Origin of the sequence: Terrisporobacter mayombei (assembly GCF_020748465.1) — a bacterium.
Lineage (GTDB): Bacteria > Bacillota > Clostridia > Peptostreptococcales > Peptostreptococcaceae > Terrisporobacter > Terrisporobacter mayombei.
This window is the reverse complement of sequence record NZ_JAHZMP010000003.1, coordinates 428,383-446,477: the sequence shown is the minus strand read 5'-3', so window position 1 is coordinate 446,477 and position 18,095 is coordinate 428,383. Positions and strand designations below refer to the sequence as shown.

Genomic DNA, 18,095 nt, shown 5'->3' with positions numbered 1-18,095 from the left:
AAAAATGAATGCTAAAGACGAATTATTAAAATCACTTTTTCCGCAGATTATTAATCATTTTGCAAGTTTAAAAAATATATCATTACAAGAAAGTACAGATATATTCTTTAAATCTACTACTTATGTGAAGCTTTGTGGTGACAATGATTTTTACTCAAAAGGAATCGATTACATAGTAAATGAATTGGAAAATGAATATTTAACTTTTAGTTAAAACAAGAGTTAGCTAGTGTAGATAAAACTACACTAGCTTTTTACTGTGCAATTAGTAAAGTCAGGTCTATTTACTCGGCTAAAATATTTTCTATTTCCTCTAAGTCTAAAATCTTAATATGACTTCGTGAATAATCAATAAGCCCCATATCTTTCATATTAATCAACTCACGAGAAAGAGAAGGTCTAGTTATACCTAAAGATTCAGCAATCTTTTCTTTAGTCATTTTCAGCTTAATATTTTCGCTATTTTGTAGCTTGTATTCAGTAATTAAGAAGTTACAAATTTTTTGTTTAATACTATTAAATGTTAAGTTAGTAATAGAATTATTTAAAACAAAAATCTTGTTACTTAAATCATTTAAAAACATTTCTAAAAAGTCACTGTGAGAAGTACAAAATCTTATAAAATTATTCTTGTTTATGAACATTATTTTAGAATAAGTAGAAGACATAACTGTTGCTGGATATAAATTAATATCAGAAAAGGCAATAACTTCTCCAAAAATATGACCTTTACCAAATGATGATACGTGTATCACCTTAGTTCCTAATATTCTTTTTATATCAATACTTCCATCTAAAATTAAACCTATAGAAGAGCAAGTATCTCCTTCCATGGCGATTATATGATTTTTTGCATAGTTTTTTATTGTATAGTTAGCATCTTTAAAAAGATCTAAAATATATTCTTCGCTTTTATCTCTAAACATTTTAACTCCTTAAAATAATAAATTTCTTACTATTGATTTTATCATAAAAATGTAAATTTTATGTAGATGTAACATATGTTACAGAATGAAAGTGAATATTAAGGTATTATAGGTACAAATAATACAAAAGATAAGAAATAAAAAAGATAAAGGAGATGTGTTTATGAGTTTATTTTTAGGAAAAATACATTACTGGTTATTCAATAAAATTTTATGGTTTGAGAAACTAGAAAATGAAATAATAAATTTAGCAAAAGAAGAAGGATTTGAGGTTGAGAAATTAAGTGCTGAAATCCAAAATAAGTATGGAGAAAAACTACCGAATAAACCATTAGAAGAGTTAATAGACACAAGTAACATTCATGGGTGGTTACAAAATCAAATTCACTGTGCTGAAAGAAGAATGGCAGCTTGGACAAAATTATTAATAGAAGCTGATGAAAAAAATTATTCTAAATTAGAAGAAGTTTACAAATCACAGGGAATAGTAGCAGCTAATGAAATAAAATCAGAAGGGAAGTTGCCATCTACACCAGAAGAATTATTTAACTGTATAAACGACTATATTTTAGATGGAATGCCTTGTGATAGGGTGAATGAAGTTATATTGAAAGATGAAGATAAAATAGAATGGGTACAAAGAATTTGTGTTCATAAAGATATATGGAAAGAGGTAGGATGTAAAGTAGATTATTTTTATGATCTAAGAAATGCTTGGATAAAATATTTTGTAAATGAACTAAATAATGATTATGAATATGATTTACAAGATGGAAATACAAAAACAATAAAAAGGAGATAAATAAATGAGCGGAATTGAGTTATTAATAGAAGAACACAAATATGTAAAAAGAATGCTTCTAGTAATAAGAAAATCATGTTTTAAATTAGTAGAAGATGGAGAAATTAATTATGACGATTTTAAAAGCATGATAAATTTTGTGAAAAATTTTGCAGATAATCATCATCATAAAAAGGAAGAAATATTTTTGTTTAATAAAATGGTAGAAAACTTAGGAGAAACGGGTAAAAATATAATTACCCACGGTATGCTAGTAGAACATGACTTAGGCAGAAATTATATAAGAAATTTAGAATTAGCTTTAAAGCAATTAGAAGGTGGAAATAAAGAAGCAAAATTAGATGTTGTAGCAAATGCTATTTCTTATACAACTTTATTAGAAAATCATATTCATAAAGAAGATAACGTAATATTTACTTATGCGATGAGAACATTAGATGAAAAATTACTAAAATCAATAGATAAAGAATGTTTTGAATATGAAGAAAAAAATTCTATCACTCGAGAAGAAAATATTGGTATACTTAATAATCTAGAAGAAAAATATATAAAATAAAAAATTTAAAATAATAAGGAGATTAAAACTATGATAACTAAAAATAATACAATTGGTGAAATAATACAAATGAATCCAGCAGCAGCTGAAATACTAATGAGATTTGGAATGGGATGCATCGGTTGTCCTTCAGCTCAGGTTGAAACTTTAGAACAAGCTTCTGAAGTACATGGAATAAATTTAGAAGAATTATTAGCTGCATTAAATGCATAGTAACAATATTAAACTCTTAGGAAAAATCCTAAGAGTTTTTAGTGTTTTAGAAAATATCTACTTTTATAATTATAAAAGTAGATATTTTTTTATTTTTCTACTAATATATTTTTTTTGTGGATTATTTTGTTAAAAAAATATAATAAAATACTTTAAAAATATTATATTATTACAAAAAACAACAAAAAAATAATGTATGAAAAATAGTTAAAATAAATAAGGTAATATTAATTTTTTGCAAACTATAATGTCAGTAAAATAAGAAATTTAACAATTTTACGAAGTTTATCATATGTGTTTTAAAGAAAATTTGGCGGGTAACTAAATACCATGAACATAATAAATATAAAATGTTCTTGATGTAATGAAATAAAAAATAAATAATTAGGAGATGATTAGAATGAATGATGCACAAGCATCTCAAAAACATTCACTAACATTGTTTGCATTCTTTGCAATGACTGCATCAATGGTTATGACTGTTTATGAATATCCTACATTCGCAACATCAGGATTTCATTTGGTATTCTTCCTTTTGCTTGGAGGTATATTATGGTTTCTACCAGTTGCTTTATGTGCAGCAGAAATGGCGACAGTTGACGGTTGGCAAGAGGGAGGTATTTTCGATTGGGTTGGAAACACATTAGGTGAAAAATTTGGGTTTGCAGCAATATTCTTTCAATGGTTTCAAATAACAGTTGGATTTGTAACCATGATTTATTTTATTTTAGGTTGCATTTCATATATATTTAATTGGGATGCACTAAATAATGTTCCACTAATTAAGTTTATTGGTGTATTGGTGATTTTCTGGGCCCTAACTTTTTCACAATTAGGTGGTACTAAAAATACAGCTAAAATAGCAAAGGCTGGATTTATATTTGGTATCTTAATACCAGCGATAATATTATTTGGATTATCAATTACATATTTACTTCAAGGTAATCCTGTAAATGTAAAAATAGGAGCACAATACTTCATACCTGATTTTTCTAAGGTAAATACATTAGTTGTATTTGTTTCATTTATACTTGCATATATGGGAGTTGAAGCTTCAGCTTCTCATGTAAATGAATTGCAAGATGCTAAGAAAAATTATCCATTAGCTATGATTACACTAGTTATTCTTGCAATACTTCTAAATACTATTGGTGGATTAACAGTTGCAGCTGTAGTTCCACAAAGTCAATTAAGTTTAAGTTCAGGCGTTGTTGAAACATTTGAAGCATTAGTACTACACTTTATGCCTCATGGAACATGGATTGTAAAAATAATTGCTATATTATTAGCATTAGGTGTGATGGGTGAAGTTAGTGCATGGGTTGTAGGACCTTCTAAAAGTATGTATGCTGCAGCACAACAAGGCATCTTACCTAAACAATTAACAAAAACTAATGAACATAATGTTCCTATTAATTTGGTTTTCGTACAAGGAGTAGTAGTTACAATATGGGCTGCCGTTCTTACATTTGGTGGGGGAGGAAATAACGTATCATTCCTTACAGCTATATCACTAACAGTTGTAATATATTTAGTTGGATACTTATTATTCTTCATAGGATATTTTGCATTAATCCTTAAAAAAACTGATTTAAAACGTGCTTATCACGTTCCAGGAGGAAAACCATTTAAATTAGTAATTGCAGCATGTGGTTTATTAACATCAATATTTGCATTAGTTATCTCATTTGTGCCACCAGCTCAATTAACTGGCAAAAGTGCTCATGAATACTTAACTATATTAATAATAAGTTTTATTATTACAGTTTTAATACCATTTGTAATATATCAATTTACATCTAAAAAAAGAGATGTAAAAACAATAAATTAGGCAACATGTTTTAAATATATATATTAATTATTTAAACAGAGGAGGTTTTAAACATGTTATTTGGAAGAAATGATAAATTAGGAGATAGTTATGAAACACCGGTATTTGGATCAACAGAATCTGGCTCTAGTATACCAAAGGATATATTAGGGAAAAATTCTATTGCCCCAAAAACGGCGTATAGATTAATCAAAGATGAGTTAATGAATGAAGGGAATGCGAGACTTAATTTAGCAACATTCTGTCAAACATATATGGAAGATGAAGCAACTAAACTTATGGCAGAAACTTTAGAAAAAAATGCTATAGATAAATCAGAATATCCACAAACAACAGAAATGGAAAACAGATGTGTAAATATGATAGCTAAATTATGGAATGCTCCAAAAGATATGAATTATCTAGGAACATCAACAGTTGGATCATCAGAAGCATGTATGCTTGGTGGTATGGCTATGAAATTTAGATGGAGAAACAGAGCTGAAAAATTAGGAATAGACATAACTAAGAGAAAACCAAACTTAGTAATATCATCAGGATATCAAGTTTGTTGGGAAAAATTCTGCGTATACTGGGATATAGAAATGCGTTTAGTACCAATGGATGAAGAACATATGAGTTTAAATATAGATAAAGTATTAGACTATGTAGATGAATACACAATAGGTGTTGTAGCCTTACAAGGTATAACTTACACAGGAAAATTTGATGACATAAAAAAATTAGATGCATTACTAGAAAAATATAATAAAACAGCAAAAATAAGTGTTCCAATACATGTTGATGGTGCATCAGGAGGACTATTTACTCCATTCATAGATCCAGATATGGAATGGGATTTTAGATTGAAAAATGTAGTATCAATTAGTACATCAGGGCATAAATATGGATTAGTTTATCCAGGTATAGGTTGGGTAATTTGGAAAGATGAAGAGTACTTACCAAAAGAACTAATATTTGAAGTAAGTTACTTAGGTGGAACAATGCCAACAATGGCAATAAACTTCTCAAGATCAGCAAGTCAAGTTATAGGACAATATTATAACTTCTTACGCCTTGGATTTGAGGGATATAGAGAAATACATCAACGTACGAAAGATGTTGCTATGTATTTATCAGATGAAATAGAAAAAATAGGTTTATTTAAAATTTATGACAATGGTGAAAACTTACCAATTGTATGTTATAGATTAGTTGATGATGCTAACGTAGAATGGACACTATATGATTTAGCAGACAGATTAGCAATGAAAGGATGGCAAATACCTGCTTATCCATTACCAGAAAACTTACAAGATATTATAATACAACGTATAGTATGTAGAGCTGATTTAAGTCATGACATGGCTGAATTATTCATAAGAGATCTTAAAACAGCTATAAAAGACTTAAATAATGCAAATGTATTAGTTCATGGTAAAGAAACAGATAAAAAAACATACGGATTTACACATTAGGAGAAAACTAAAAGCAGCTGGTACCATAAAATTTGGTACTAGTTGTTTTTTTAATATAATGATTTATATTTTATTTCAAGAATTAATGATACTTAATTTCATATAACAACTATCAATATTTAAATGAATTTTCCAAATCATAATTATAATTTTACAGACTAAATATTTTCTATGCAGATTTATATTAATTTTATACAAAATAATTGTTTTCACAGGCTTTAAATTAACAAAATGTACTTATAAATAATAAAAAAGGATTATTAAATATAGAAAATAAATTTTTATTTTAGACTATTTAAAGTAGGAATATATAATCATTTTTACAAATTAGCTTTTGTAATATAATAATTATTATATATTTATAATTAAAATTTGAAATGATATACTAAAAAATAGAAGTATAGAAAATACTAAAAAGAGATACTTAAATAAGGAGATTATATTATGGATGTAGAAAGAAGAATATCTGAACTTATTGATTTAATAAATTACCACAATGAAAAATATTATAACGAAGATACACCAGAGATAGAGGATTTTGAATATGATAATTTAATGAAAGAATTAATTAAGTTAGAAGAGGAAAATCCAATGCTAAAGAGGGTTGATTCTCCATCAAATAGAGTAGGAGGGAAAGCTCTAGATAAATTTGATCAAATAGTACATAAATATCCTATGTTAAGCTTATCAAATGCATACTCAGCACAAGACTTAAGGGACTTTGACAGAAGAGTTAGAGAAGCTGTGTCAGGAAACGTAGAATATGTTATAGAGTTTAAAATAGATGGATTATCAGTAAGTCTTACTTATGAAAATGGAGAGTTTGTAAAGGGTGCTACTAGAGGCGATGGTATAGTAGGAGAAGATATAACTAAAAATTTAATGACAGTAAAATCGATACCTTTAAAAGTAGATTACAAAGATGAATTAATAGTAAGAGGAGAGGTTTATATTTCAAAAGGTAATTTTGAAAAAATAAATAAACAACAAGAGGAATCTGATCAACCTTTATATGCTAATCCAAGAAACTTAGCTGCTGGTTCTCTAAGACAATTAGATCCTAAATTAACAGCTAAAAGACCTCTTGATATATTTATATTCAATCTAGAACATTTAGCTAATGATGATTGTAAAACTCATAGTGGTTCTCTTGAGTTACTAGACAAATTAGGATTCTCTGTAAGTCCAGACTTTAAAGTATTTCATAATATTGAAGATATCATAAAATATATAGAATACTGGACAGAGCATAGAGAAGAACTAAAGTATGGAATAGATGGAATGGTTATTAAAGTTAATAACTTTGAACAAAGAGAACAAATGGGATTCACAGCGAAAAGCCCAAGATGGGCAATTGCTTATAAATTTCCAGCAGAAAGAAAGACAACAAAGTTATTGGATATAATTATAGAAGTTGGAAGAACAGGAAATATAACACCAACAGCTGTTTTAGAACCAGTTAGATTAGCAGGAACGACAGTAAGTAGAGCAACACTTCATAACGAAGACAATATAAAAGAAAAAGATATAAGAATCGGTGACATGGTTGTGGTTCAAAAAGCTGGAGATATAATACCTCAAGTCGTGGAAGTTGATAAAAAAGCTAGAACAGGCGAAGAAGTAGTTTTTGAAATGCCTCATAAATGTCCCGTTTGCGGAGAGCCAACTGTAAGATTAGATGGAGAAGCAGCAGTAAAATGCATAAATATGTCTTGTCCTGCTCAAATTAGAAGAGGTATTATTCACTTTGTCTCTAGAGATGCTATGAATATAGACGGCCTAGGTGAGTCAATAATAACATTACTATTAGAACAAAATCTTATAAAAGATGTTTCTGATTTATATTATCTTAAAAAAGAAGACGTAGTAAATTTAGAAAGAATGGGACAAAAATCAGCAACAAACCTTATAAATGCTCTAGAAAAGTCTAAGACAAATGACTTATACAGATTAATAAATGGACTAGGAATAAAACATATAGGTGTTAAAGGTGCAAAAATTATTGCCAATGAATTTAAAGACTTAGATGTAATAATGAATTTAAATTCAAATCAACTTGTTAATTTAGAAGAGTTTGGTGAAACTATGGCAGATAGTGTAGTTGAATTCTTCAAAGAAGAAAAAAATATTTCTGTAATAGAAAAATTAAAAAATGCAGGTGTAAATACTAAAATAATTGACAATGATAATGAAGATATTATAAAAGTATTCGATAAAATGAAAATTGGATTAACAGGAACGCTACCAACTCTTAAGAGAAACGATGCAAAAGACATAATAGAAAAGTTAGGTGGAAAATCAACTTCAAGTGTTAGCAAGTCAACATCCTTTGTACTTGCAGGAGAAGAAGCTGGTTCAAAACTTACAAAAGCAAATGAACTAGGAGTTAAGGTAATAGATGAAGAATTCTTCCTTAATTTATCTAAATTATCCTCTAAGGAAGAAGTTTTGGAAAGATTAAAATAATCAATAAAGAATACAAGTGGTGTTTGGATAAATGAACTATTATTTTGTAGTAAATTAAATTGAATAGTGCTAAAATTATAACTATGAATAGATTAGAATAAGTATTGAAATAATAGACATTTTCAAAAACAACTATAAGATTCTAATGAAATTTGCTAAGCGAATTTTGCAAGAAAGGAAAAACAATGATTAGAATTGATGGGAGAAAATTTGATCAAATTAGAGATGTAAAAATTACAAGAAACTTCACAAAGTATGCAGAAGGTTCTGTTTTAATAGAAATGGGAGAAACAAAAGTTTTATGCACAGCTTCAATAGAAGAAAAAGTGCCTCCTTTTTTAAGAAATACTGGAACAGGTTGGATAAATGCAGAATATTCAATGTTGCCGAGATCAACTCAACAAAGAAAAGTTAGAGATTCTTCAAAAGGTAAAATTGATGGAAGAAGTCAAGAAATACAAAGATTAATAGGTAGAGCAATAAGATCTGTTGTAGATTTAAATAAACTTGGCGAAAGAACTATTTGGGTTGACTGTGATGTTATTCAAGCTGACGGAGGGACTAGAACTGCTTCTATAACAGGAGCATTTGTAGCTGTTGCTGAGGCAATTTACAAATTATATAGTGATGGCTTAATCAAAAAAATGCCTATACAAAACTTTGTATCTGCTATAAGTGTTGGTATAGTTAATGATGAGTGTTTACTTGATATATGCTATGCAGAAGATTCAAATGCACAAGTAGATATGAATATAATAATGACTGACAGATGTGAGTTTGTAGAAGTTCAAGGCACTGGAGAAGAAAGACCTTTTTCTAGAAAAGATTTAAATAAATTGTTAGAACTAGGAGAAAAAGGGAATAAAGAACTTATAAGAATACAAAGAGCTGCATTAGGAAAAATTGCTGATGAAATATTAGGCATGGATTATGGTAATGATATAGTTATTTCTACAGGAAATGCACACAAACTAGAAGAAATAGGTGCAATACTAAAAGATTTAGATTATAATATACATTCTCTTAAAGATGTGAATTTAGATAATTTAGATATCGAAGAAAATGGAAAAACATTTGAACATAATGCACTAATAAAAGCAAGAACTGTGGCTAAACTTACTAATATGATAACAATAGCGGATGATTCAGGATTAGAAGTAGATGCCATAGGTAAAAAGCCAGGAATTTACTCAGCTAGATATGCTGGAGAAAATGCTACAGACGAAGAAAATAGAGAAAAATTATTAAAAGCTTTAAAAAATACTCCAATAAGTCATAGAACTGGAAGATTTGTTTGCTGTATAGCAGTAGTTTTTCCAGATGGTAAAGAATTTGTAGTTAGAGGAACTTGTGAAGGAACTATAGCTTTCCAAGAAAAAGGTAAAAATGGATTTGGATATGATAGTTTATTCGTAGTTGATAATTATAATAAAACTTTTGCAGAATTACCATCAGCTGTTAAAAATGGTATAAGTCATAGAGCTAAAGCTTTAGAACTTATGAAGGAAGAACTTTCAAGAAGAGTTATAAGATAATAAAGGATAAAATATATGAAAATAGGAATAATTAGTGATACTCATGGAGATATGAGAACTATAGATAAAGCAATTCCATATTTAAATAAATGCGATTTGATTATTCATGCTGGTGATTATATTGATGATGCAGAATACATATATTATTCAACAGATGTGAAAGTTAAATGTGTAAAAGGAAATTGTGACTCATATAATATGGATGGACATTATGAATTAAAATTTTCAGTTAACAATAAAAATTTCTTTGTATGTCATGGCCACCATCATGATGTAAAAATGGGTATTAACTCATTATATAGATTTGCAAAAGATAACAATATTGACTTTGTAGTATTTGGACACACTCATATTCCAATATATGAGACAATAGACAATATTACTTTTATAAACCCAGGTAGTCTTACATATCCAAGAGGTGGCAGTGATAGAGCTTTTGGAATATTAACATTAAATGATAATATTTCATATGAAGAAATAAAAATATAAACAAGAAGTGTTGAAATTAAGGGAACACTTGTAAATAAAAAACCTTGTATGATATAATTAAAGAGTTACCTATAAATTAGAATTATAATTTATAGAAATCATTACATAAGATATTTAGGAGGATAAAGTTAATGAAAGTAGAATTAATTAAAACAGAAGGCAATAAAGTAAGTTTTAAATTAACTGTAGATAACGATAAATTTGAATCAGCAATAGTTAAGGCTTACAATAAGAATAAAGGGAAATATAATATACCAGGATTCAGAAAAGGTAAAGCACCTAGAAAAATAATAGAAACTAACTACGGAAAAGGTGTATTCTATTCTGATGCAATAGACATACTATTCCCAGAGGTATATCCATCTGCTATAGATGAATTAAAAATAGATCCAATCGATGCTCCATCAATAGATATAGAAGAAATAAGCAAAGATAACGGATTAGTTATATTAGTTGATGTAGAAGTTAAGCCATCTTTTGAATTAGGTGAGTACAAAGGTGTTGAAGTAGAAAAAGTTGAAGAAACTGTAAACGAAGATGCTGTTACTGCTAAATTAGAAGAAATGAGAGAAAAAGGATCAAGATTAGTATCTGTTGAAAGAGAAATAGCTAATGGAGATACTGCTAACATAGATTTCGAAGGATTTGACGGAGAAGTTGCTTTCGAAGGTGGAAAAGGTGAAAACTATGACTTAGTTATAGGTTCAGCATCATTCATACCAGGATTTGAAGAGCAATTAGTTGGTAAAAAAGTTGGAGAAGAATTAGAAGTTAATGTTACTTTCCCAGAAGAATACCATGCTGAAAACTTAGCTGGAAAACCAGTTGTTTTCAAAGTTAAAGTAAATGATGTTAAAGTAAAAGAATTACCAGAACTAAACGATGAATTTGCTGCTGATACTACTGAGTTCAACACGTTAGAAGAATTAACAGCTGATGTTAAAGCTAAAGTTGAAGCAGAAGCTGCAGAAGCTGCTAAAAACGAATTAAGAAACAGAGTTATAGAAAAAGTTGTAGCTAATACAGAAGTAGAAGTTCCAGAAGCTATGGTTAAAAATGAAATAGAGAACCAAATGATGGAGCTTAACTACCAATTACAATACCAAGGATTTGGAATGGAGCAATTCTTACAAATGACTGGTAAAACTATGGAAGAATTCAAAGCTGAATTTACTGCTAACAGAAGAGATGAAGCTGTAAGAAACGTTAAAACTTCATTAGTTATAGAAGCGATAGCTAAAGCTGAAGATGTTCAAGTTAGTGAAGAAGAAGTTGATGCAGAAGTACAAAAAATGGCTGAAGCTTATAATATGACTGTTGAGCAAGTTAAAGAAGCTTTAAGACCAACTGACTTAAAAGACATGGAAGGTCAATTAAAAATAAGAAAAACTATAGATTTATTAGTTGATAGTGCTAAAATAGCTTAATTCTTTACAGTAGTCCCCTCGGACTACTGTAAATTATATATTAAACATTAAGAGGGGGTATGATTTATGGCATTAGTACCTACAGTAGTAGAACAAACAGGAAGAGGAGAAAGAGCCTATGATATATATTCTAGATTATTAAAAGATAGAATAATATTTTTAGGTGATGAAGTAAATGATGTAACTGCTGGACTTGTAGTGGCTCAACTACTTTTCTTAGAAGCTGAAGATCCAGATAAAGACATACATTTATATATAAATTCCCCAGGTGGAAGCGTTACAGCAGGTATGGCTATATATGATACTATGCAATATATTAAACCTGATGTAAGCACAATATGTATAGGTATGGCAGCATCTATGGGTGCATTTTTATTAAACGCTGGAGCAAAAGGAAAAAGGTATGCTCTTCCAAACAGTACAATAATGATACATCAACCATTAGGTGGTGCAAAAGGTCAAGCAACAGATATAGAGATTCATGCTAAATGGATTTTACAAATAAAAGAAAGATTAAATCAAATTCTTTCTGAGAGAACAGGTCAACCATTGGAGAGAGTGAAGGCTGACACTGAACGTGACAACTTTATGAGTGCAATGGAAGCCAAGGAATATGGGTTAGTTGACGAAGTCATAGAAAAGGCCCATAGTTAGGAAAGAGGTGCTTGTTATGTCAAAATACGAAGAAAAAAGACAACTGAAATGTTCATTCTGCGGGAAAACACAAGATCAAGTAAGAAGATTAATTGCAGGTCCTAACGTTTATATATGTGATGAATGCGTAGAACTTTGCGATGAAATCATTCAAGAAGAAATTGAAGAGACAATGGAAGAGGATACTACATCTCTACCAAAACCTAAAGAAATGATGGATATTCTTAATGACTATGTAATTGGTCAAGAAAGAGCTAAAAAAATATTATCAGTTGCGGTTTATAACCACTATAAAAGAATATATAGTAAAAAATCTACAACTAAAGATATAGAAATACAAAAGAGTAACATCCTTTTACTTGGACCAACAGGTTCTGGAAAGACACTACTTGCTCAAACTTTAGCTAGAACACTAAATGTTCCCTTTGCAATGGCAGATGCTACTTCTTTAACAGAAGCAGGATATGTAGGTGAAGACGTTGAAAATATACTATTAAAACTTATCCAAGCAGCTGATTTTGACATAGAAAAAGCAGAAAGAGGAATAATCTACATTGATGAAATAGATAAAATTGCTAGAAAGTCTGAAAACCCATCTATTACAAGAGATGTAAGTGGTGAAGGCGTTCAGCAAGCTCTTTTAAAAATTCTAGAAGGAACTGTAGCTAATGTTCCGCCACAAGGAGGAAGAAAACATCCTCATCAAGAATTCCTAAAAATAGATACTACTAATGTATTATTTATTTTAGGTGGTGCCTTTGATGGTATAGAAAAAATAATTCAAAGACGTGGAACAGAAAAAACAGTAGGGTTTGGTGCTAAAATTGAAAGTAAGAAAGATACAGATTTAGGAAAAATATATGCAAAAGTTCTTCCTGAAGACTTACTTAAATTTGGTATAATACCTGAATTTATAGGTAGAATACCTGTAGTTGCTACATTAGAGCTACTAGATGAAGATGCTTTAATGAGAATTCTACAAGAACCTAAAAATGCTCTAGTTAAACAATATAAAAAATTATTTGAAATAGACAATGTTGATTTAGAATTCGATGAAGATGCTTTAAGAGCTATAGCAAGAAAAGCTATAGATAGAAGTACTGGAGCTAGAGGTCTTAGAAGTATAGTTGAGAGTGTTATGATGGAAACTATGTATGAAATTCCATCAAGAGAAGACATCAAGAAAGTAATAGTTACGAAAGAATCTGTTGCTGATGAAACACAACCAATTATGGTTCTTAAAGATAAAGAAGAAAGTGCATAATTAATATAAAAAGGAGCTTATATATTAATAAGCTCCTTTTAATTTCCAGCTACTTAATGAAAGTGTTTTAATAACATGTAACTTAAGTAAGAAGATTATTAAATTTAGTTTTATTATGCTAAATTAATACGTACTTTATATGTATCTTTAATTATGAACAAAATAAATATTTATAAATGAATTATTATTTTATTAATATAGCATAATAAAATTAACCTAAATTATGCATATTGCTATGTTGATTTGTGTTGAAAATTAGCATACATAAATATATAATATAAAAAGCAAAGAAAATAGCACTTTAAGGAGTGATAATGATGGAACAAAATTATACTAAAATTGACCATGAGTTACCATTGATACCTTTAAGAGGATTAGCAATATTTCCATATATGATATTAAACTTTGATATAGGTAGAGAAATGTCATTAAAAGCATTAGATCAAGCTATGTTAGAAGATGAATTAGTATTTTTAACTTCACAAATAGAAGCGGAAATAGATGATCCTACAACAGAAGACTTTTATCATGTTGGAACTATTTGTAAAGTTAAACAAGTTATCAAATTACCAGGAGATACAGTTCGTGTTTTAGTAGAAGGAGTATCTAGAGGTAAAGTTAAAGAAATAGACGAAGAAGATGGATATTTCAAAGCCATAGTAGAAGAAATAATATATGATCAAGAAAATGCAGAGATAGATATAGAAGTAGAGGCATTTGTAAGAAATGTATTTGATGCATTTGAAGAATATATAAATATAGGAAATAGAGTTTCCCCAGAAATATTAGTATCTCTTGGAGAAATAGAAAATGTTGATAGATTTATAGATACTATTGCATCTAATATTTATTTAAAATCAGAGCAAAAACAAGAGATTCTTGAAGAGTTTGATATAGTTAAAAGACTAGAGTTATTATATAAAATTCTATTAGAAGAAATAGACATCCTAAAAATAGAAAAGAAAATAACCCTAAGAGTTAAGAAACAAATGAATAAGGTTCAAAAAGAATATTACCTTAGAGAACAATTAAAAGCTATACAAAAAGAATTAGGAGAAGATGAAGACTTAACTTCTGAAGTTGAAGAATATAAAGAAAAGCTTAAGAAGATTAAAGCGCCTAAGGAAACAAAGGAAAAGATAGAAAAAGAAATTAATAAATTTTCCAGAACATCTCCTCAGTCTCCAGATTCATCAGTAAGTAGAACATATTTAGATGCTATATTCTCACTACCTTGGAACAAAGAAACAAGAGATAAACTTGATTTAAAGAATGCTAGAGAGATTTTAGATGAACAACATTATGGATTAGAAAAAGTTAAGGATAGAATATTAGAATATTTAGCTATAAGAAAATTATCTAAATCGCTAAAAGGACCAATAGTTTGTTTAGTTGGACCTCCAGGTGTTGGTAAAACTTCTATAGCAAAATCTATAGCAGAAGCTTTAGGAAAAAAATTCGTAAGAATATCTTTAGGTGGAGTAAGAGATGAAGCTGAGATAAGAGGACATAGAAGAACTTATGTAGGCTCTATACCAGGTAGAATAATTAATGGTATAAAAGAAGCTCAAACTAAGAATCCAGTGTTCTTATTAGATGAAATAGATAAAATGGCAGCAGATTATAAAGGTGACCCATCTTCAGCAATGCTTGAAGTTTTAGATCCAGAACAAAATAAAACATTTGTTGACCATTACTTAGAAGTACCTTTTGATTTATCAAAAATACTATTTGTAACTACAGCAAATAGTTTAAGTACAATACCAGGTCCATTACTTGATAGAATGGAAATAATAGAAGTATCAGGTTATATTGAAGAAGAAAAACTTAATATAGCACAGAAATACTTACTTCCAAAACAAATTAAAGAAAATGGATTAAAAGAAGGATTTGTAACAATAGAAGAACCAGCAATGAGGGATATAATCAATTACTATACAAGAGAAGCAGGAGTTAGAACTTTAGAGCGAACTATAGGTAAGGTTTGTAGAAAAGTTGCTAAAAAATTTGTTGAAGATCCATCACTAGAAAGTGTTTTAGTAACATCTAAAGATTTAGAAGAATACTTAGGTAGAGATAAATATCTATACGATTTAGCAGGAACAAAACCTGAAATAGGTATAGTAACAGGTCTTGCATGGACTTCAGTCGGTGGAGTTACACTTCCTGTAGAAGTAAATGTATTAAAAGGAAAAGGACAAGTTGTATTAACAGGATCACTTGGTGATGTAATGAAGGAATCAGCTAGAACAGGTATATCTTATATAAGATCTATAGCAGATAAATTTGATATAGATCAAGATTTCTACAAAACAGAAGATATTCATATACATTGTCCAGAAGGAGCAACTCCAAAAGATGGACCATCTGCAGGTATAACAATGGCTACTGCAGTAATTTCTGCATTAACTAAAATTCCTGTTAGATGTGATGTAGCTATGACTGGTGAAATAACTCTTAGAGGTAGAGTAATGGTTGTAGGTGGAGTTAAAGAAAAGGTACTTGCAGCACATAGAGCTGGAATAAAAAAGGTTTTAATACCAAGAGAATGTGATGCTCAATTAGATGAAGTACCTGAAAATGTAAAAGAAAAACTAGAAATTGTTCTTGTTGATCATATGGATCAAGTTTTAGAACATGCTTTAGTAAAAGACGGTGATAAAAATGAAAATTAGAAGTTCAGAAATAGTAGTAAGTGCAATAAAGAAAGATCAATATCCTGCAGAAGGACTGCCAGAGATAGCTTTAGTTGGAAGATCAAACGTGGGAAAATCTTCAGCTACAAATGCTTTATTAAATAGAAGAAATTTTGCAAGAACAAGTCAAACTCCTGGGAAAACAAGAACTATAAACTTTTATAAAATAAATGATGAGTTTTATTTCGTTGACCTTCCTGGTTATGGTTATGCTAAGGTATCAAAATCAGAAAAGGATAAATGGGGAGTTATCATGGAAAGATATCTACAAGATAGACAAGAATTATGTGCTATTTTCTTACTTGTAGATATAAGACATGAACCTACAAACGAGGATGTTATGATGTATGAATGGATAAAACACTTTGGATACAACTGTGTTGTTATAGCAACAAAAGCAGATAAAATATCTAGAGGTCAATATCAAAAACATATAAGTATAATAAGAAAAAAATTACAGCTTGAAAAAGATGAAAAAATAATACCTCTTTCTTCCTCAAAGAAAACTGGAGTAGAAGATGTATGGAATGAAATAATAGCTCAATATGAAGAACATGGTTATGAAATAACAGTTGATTAGTATAAAATTGTGCTGAAATGTAAATTAACATTTCAGCACAATTTTTTTGTTGAAGAAAATTATAATCCTAAAAAATTAATTTAATCAAAATAAATACTATAGTTTATAAAAGTTTAGACGTATTATTAATAAATATAAACATTATAATTATGAGACAGAAAAATAAGTGAATTATTTAGAAATATAGATAAATTTAAGAATATAGGAGTATGATAATGCAATATACAGAGAGTGTTAGTCAAACAAAAATATTATTAGAATCGGGAACTAATGAGCTTGAAATAATGGAGTTTACAATAGGAGAAGAATTATTTGGAATAAATGTAGCTAAAGTACGTGAGATATTAAGAGCTCAAGAAGTAAAAAAAATGCCCAATTCACATGAAGTAGTAGAGGGAATATTTAAGCCTAGAGATGAAATAATAACTGTTATAGATTTAGGTAAATACCTAAATATACCTAGAAGTGGTAGTGGAACACATGACATTTTTATAAAAACTAATTTTAACAAATTAGTTTTTGCTTTTCATGTTGAGGCGGTTGTTGGGATAGGTAGAGTTTCGTGGGAAAAAATAAGAAAGCCTGACAAAATCATATATGGTGGTGGTGAAGGCGTTGCAACAGGTATTGCTGAACATAATGACAAATTAATAACTATATTAGATTTTGAAAAAATAGTAGCTGAAATAAGTCCTGAGTCTAGTATCCAATATGATGAGATAGACAAATTAGGAAAACGTGAAGATTCTTATAAACCAATATTGATAGTTGAAGATTCAACACTACTTTCTAAAATGATATGTGATTGTATGAATAAGGCAGGTTATAGAAATATAATTAAAATGGATAATGGTCAGGATGCATGGAAATATTTAAGTGAAGTTAAAGAAAGTGGAGAACATATTTCAAATCATGTTACATGTATAATATCTGATATAGAGATGCCCTTAATGGATGGTCATAGATTAACTAAATTGGTAAAAGAAGATAAGGAACTTAAAAACATACCACTAATATTATTTTCATCATTAATAAGTGATGAAATATATGCAAAAGGAAAAGAACTGGGAGCAGATGAGCAAATAACGAAGCCAGAAATCGGAAATCTTGTTAGTATTGTTGATAAATTTATAAATAAATAATACTTTTAAATATTTTATAATTAACTCATATTATACTCACATAAAACATTATAAAAC

Annotated in this window: 16 protein-coding genes; 15 read left to right on the top strand and 1 reads right to left on the bottom strand. The window is 28.9% G+C overall.

Translation table 11 applies throughout. The annotated features are described in order from the left end of the window. Positions 1–4: 4 nt before the first annotated feature. Entirely contained in the window at positions 5–214 is a 210-nt protein-coding gene (locus tag K0039_RS12855; protein ID WP_228105470.1) for a hypothetical protein, read from the top strand. 70 nt (positions 215–284) lie between these two features. On the opposite strand, the gene K0039_RS12850 is transcribed toward K0039_RS12855, so the two are convergent. Further along, complete coding sequence (locus K0039_RS12850; protein ID WP_228105469.1) at positions 285–926, bottom strand: Crp/Fnr family transcriptional regulator; 642 nt, start codon at positions 924–926, stop codon at positions 285–287. Positions 927–1,089: 163 nt separating this feature from the next. Here K0039_RS12850 and K0039_RS12845 point away from each other — a divergent pair, with 163 nt between their 5' ends. From K0039_RS12845 to K0039_RS12780, 14 genes are all read left to right on the top strand, one after another. Then, positions 1,090–1,728, top strand: a complete 639-nt coding sequence (locus tag K0039_RS12845) for a hypothetical protein (protein ID WP_228105468.1) — start codon at positions 1,090–1,092, stop codon at positions 1,726–1,728. 4 nt (positions 1,729–1,732) lie between these two features. Continuing rightward, positions 1,733–2,284: a hemerythrin domain-containing protein gene (locus tag K0039_RS12840; protein WP_228105467.1), complete on the top strand. Its 552-nt coding sequence runs from the start codon at positions 1,733–1,735 to the stop codon at positions 2,282–2,284. 30 nt (positions 2,285–2,314) lie between these two features. Continuing rightward, on the top strand, positions 2,315–2,497 hold the full coding sequence (locus K0039_RS12835; RefSeq protein WP_074919608.1) for a DUF1858 domain-containing protein: 183 nt from the start codon (positions 2,315–2,317) through the stop codon (positions 2,495–2,497). 400 nt (positions 2,498–2,897) lie between these two features. Next, the gene (gene gadC, locus K0039_RS12830; RefSeq protein WP_228105466.1) at positions 2,898–4,328 is read left to right on the top strand and encodes a glutamate/gamma-aminobutyrate antiporter; all 1,431 of its coding nucleotides are present in this window, start codon (positions 2,898–2,900) and stop codon (positions 4,326–4,328) included. 53 nt (positions 4,329–4,381) lie between these two features. After that, positions 4,382–5,785 (top strand): glutamate decarboxylase, encoded by a 1,404-nt coding sequence (gad, locus tag K0039_RS12825; RefSeq protein ID WP_228105465.1) that lies wholly within the window; start codon positions 4,382–4,384, stop codon positions 5,783–5,785. Between the two features lie 444 nt (positions 5,786–6,229). Continuing rightward, positions 6,230–8,251 carry an NAD-dependent DNA ligase LigA gene (gene ligA / locus K0039_RS12820; protein WP_228105464.1) on the top strand — a complete coding sequence of 674 codons (2,022 nt, stop codon included), beginning with the start codon at positions 6,230–6,232 and terminating at the stop codon, positions 8,249–8,251. Between the two features lie 185 nt (positions 8,252–8,436). After that, a complete protein-coding gene (gene rph / locus K0039_RS12815; protein ID WP_228105463.1) occupies positions 8,437–9,786 on the top strand; it encodes a ribonuclease PH in 1,350 nt (449 codons plus the stop codon). Between the two features lie 15 nt (positions 9,787–9,801). Next, the gene (locus tag K0039_RS12810; protein ID WP_228105462.1) at positions 9,802–10,275 is read left to right on the top strand and encodes a metallophosphoesterase; all 474 of its coding nucleotides are present in this window, start codon (positions 9,802–9,804) and stop codon (positions 10,273–10,275) included. Between the two features lie 131 nt (positions 10,276–10,406). Then, positions 10,407–11,702 carry a trigger factor gene (gene tig, locus K0039_RS12805; RefSeq protein ID WP_228105461.1) on the top strand — a complete coding sequence of 432 codons (1,296 nt, stop codon included), beginning with the start codon at positions 10,407–10,409 and terminating at the stop codon, positions 11,700–11,702. Between the two features lie 66 nt (positions 11,703–11,768). Further along, positions 11,769–12,356 carry an ATP-dependent Clp endopeptidase proteolytic subunit ClpP gene (clpP, locus tag K0039_RS12800; protein WP_228105460.1) on the top strand — a complete coding sequence of 196 codons (588 nt, stop codon included), beginning with the start codon at positions 11,769–11,771 and terminating at the stop codon, positions 12,354–12,356. A gap of 16 nt (positions 12,357–12,372) precedes the next feature. Then, positions 12,373–13,620, top strand: coding sequence for an ATP-dependent Clp protease ATP-binding subunit ClpX (gene clpX, locus K0039_RS12795; RefSeq protein WP_228105459.1), 1,248 nt, complete (start codon positions 12,373–12,375; stop codon positions 13,618–13,620). 317 nt (positions 13,621–13,937) lie between these two features. After that, positions 13,938–16,295 carry an endopeptidase La gene (gene lon, locus K0039_RS12790; RefSeq protein ID WP_228105458.1) on the top strand — a complete coding sequence of 786 codons (2,358 nt, stop codon included), beginning with the start codon at positions 13,938–13,940 and terminating at the stop codon, positions 16,293–16,295. Beyond that, on the top strand, positions 16,285–16,896 hold the full coding sequence (gene yihA, locus K0039_RS12785) for a ribosome biogenesis GTP-binding protein YihA/YsxC (protein ID WP_228105457.1): 612 nt from the start codon (positions 16,285–16,287) through the stop codon (positions 16,894–16,896). Before lon ends, yihA begins: the two co-directional genes overlap by 11 nt. 215 nt (positions 16,897–17,111) lie before the next feature. Continuing rightward, positions 17,112–18,038, top strand: coding sequence for a chemotaxis protein (locus K0039_RS12780; protein WP_228105456.1), 927 nt, complete (start codon positions 17,112–17,114; stop codon positions 18,036–18,038). Positions 18,039–18,095 lie beyond the last annotated feature (57 nt).

Bases quoted from the DNA above. Each gene is read 5' to 3' on its own strand.
- K0039_RS12855 (WP_228105470.1), top strand. From the start codon at position 5: ATGAATGCTAAAGACGAATTATTAAAATCACTTTTTCCGCAGATTATT.
- K0039_RS12850 (WP_228105469.1), bottom strand. From the start codon at position 926: ATGTTTAGAGATAAAAGCGAAGAATATATTTTAGATCTTTTTAAAGAT.
- K0039_RS12845 (WP_228105468.1), top strand. From the start codon at position 1,090: ATGAGTTTATTTTTAGGAAAAATACATTACTGGTTATTCAATAAAATT.
- K0039_RS12840 (WP_228105467.1), top strand. From the start codon at position 1,733: ATGAGCGGAATTGAGTTATTAATAGAAGAACACAAATATGTAAAAAGA.
- K0039_RS12835 (WP_074919608.1), top strand. From the start codon at position 2,315: ATGATAACTAAAAATAATACAATTGGTGAAATAATACAAATGAATCCA.
- gadC (WP_228105466.1), top strand. From the start codon at position 2,898: ATGAATGATGCACAAGCATCTCAAAAACATTCACTAACATTGTTTGCA.
- gad (WP_228105465.1), top strand. From the start codon at position 4,382: ATGTTATTTGGAAGAAATGATAAATTAGGAGATAGTTATGAAACACCG.
- ligA (WP_228105464.1), top strand. From the start codon at position 6,230: ATGGATGTAGAAAGAAGAATATCTGAACTTATTGATTTAATAAATTAC.
- rph (WP_228105463.1), top strand. From the start codon at position 8,437: ATGATTAGAATTGATGGGAGAAAATTTGATCAAATTAGAGATGTAAAA.
- K0039_RS12810 (WP_228105462.1), top strand. From the start codon at position 9,802: ATGAAAATAGGAATAATTAGTGATACTCATGGAGATATGAGAACTATA.
- tig (WP_228105461.1), top strand. From the start codon at position 10,407: ATGAAAGTAGAATTAATTAAAACAGAAGGCAATAAAGTAAGTTTTAAA.
- clpP (WP_228105460.1), top strand. From the start codon at position 11,769: ATGGCATTAGTACCTACAGTAGTAGAACAAACAGGAAGAGGAGAAAGA.
- clpX (WP_228105459.1), top strand. From the start codon at position 12,373: ATGTCAAAATACGAAGAAAAAAGACAACTGAAATGTTCATTCTGCGGG.
- lon (WP_228105458.1), top strand. From the start codon at position 13,938: ATGGAACAAAATTATACTAAAATTGACCATGAGTTACCATTGATACCT.
- yihA (WP_228105457.1), top strand. From the start codon at position 16,285: ATGAAAATTAGAAGTTCAGAAATAGTAGTAAGTGCAATAAAGAAAGAT.
- K0039_RS12780 (WP_228105456.1), top strand. From the start codon at position 17,112: ATGCAATATACAGAGAGTGTTAGTCAAACAAAAATATTATTAGAATCG.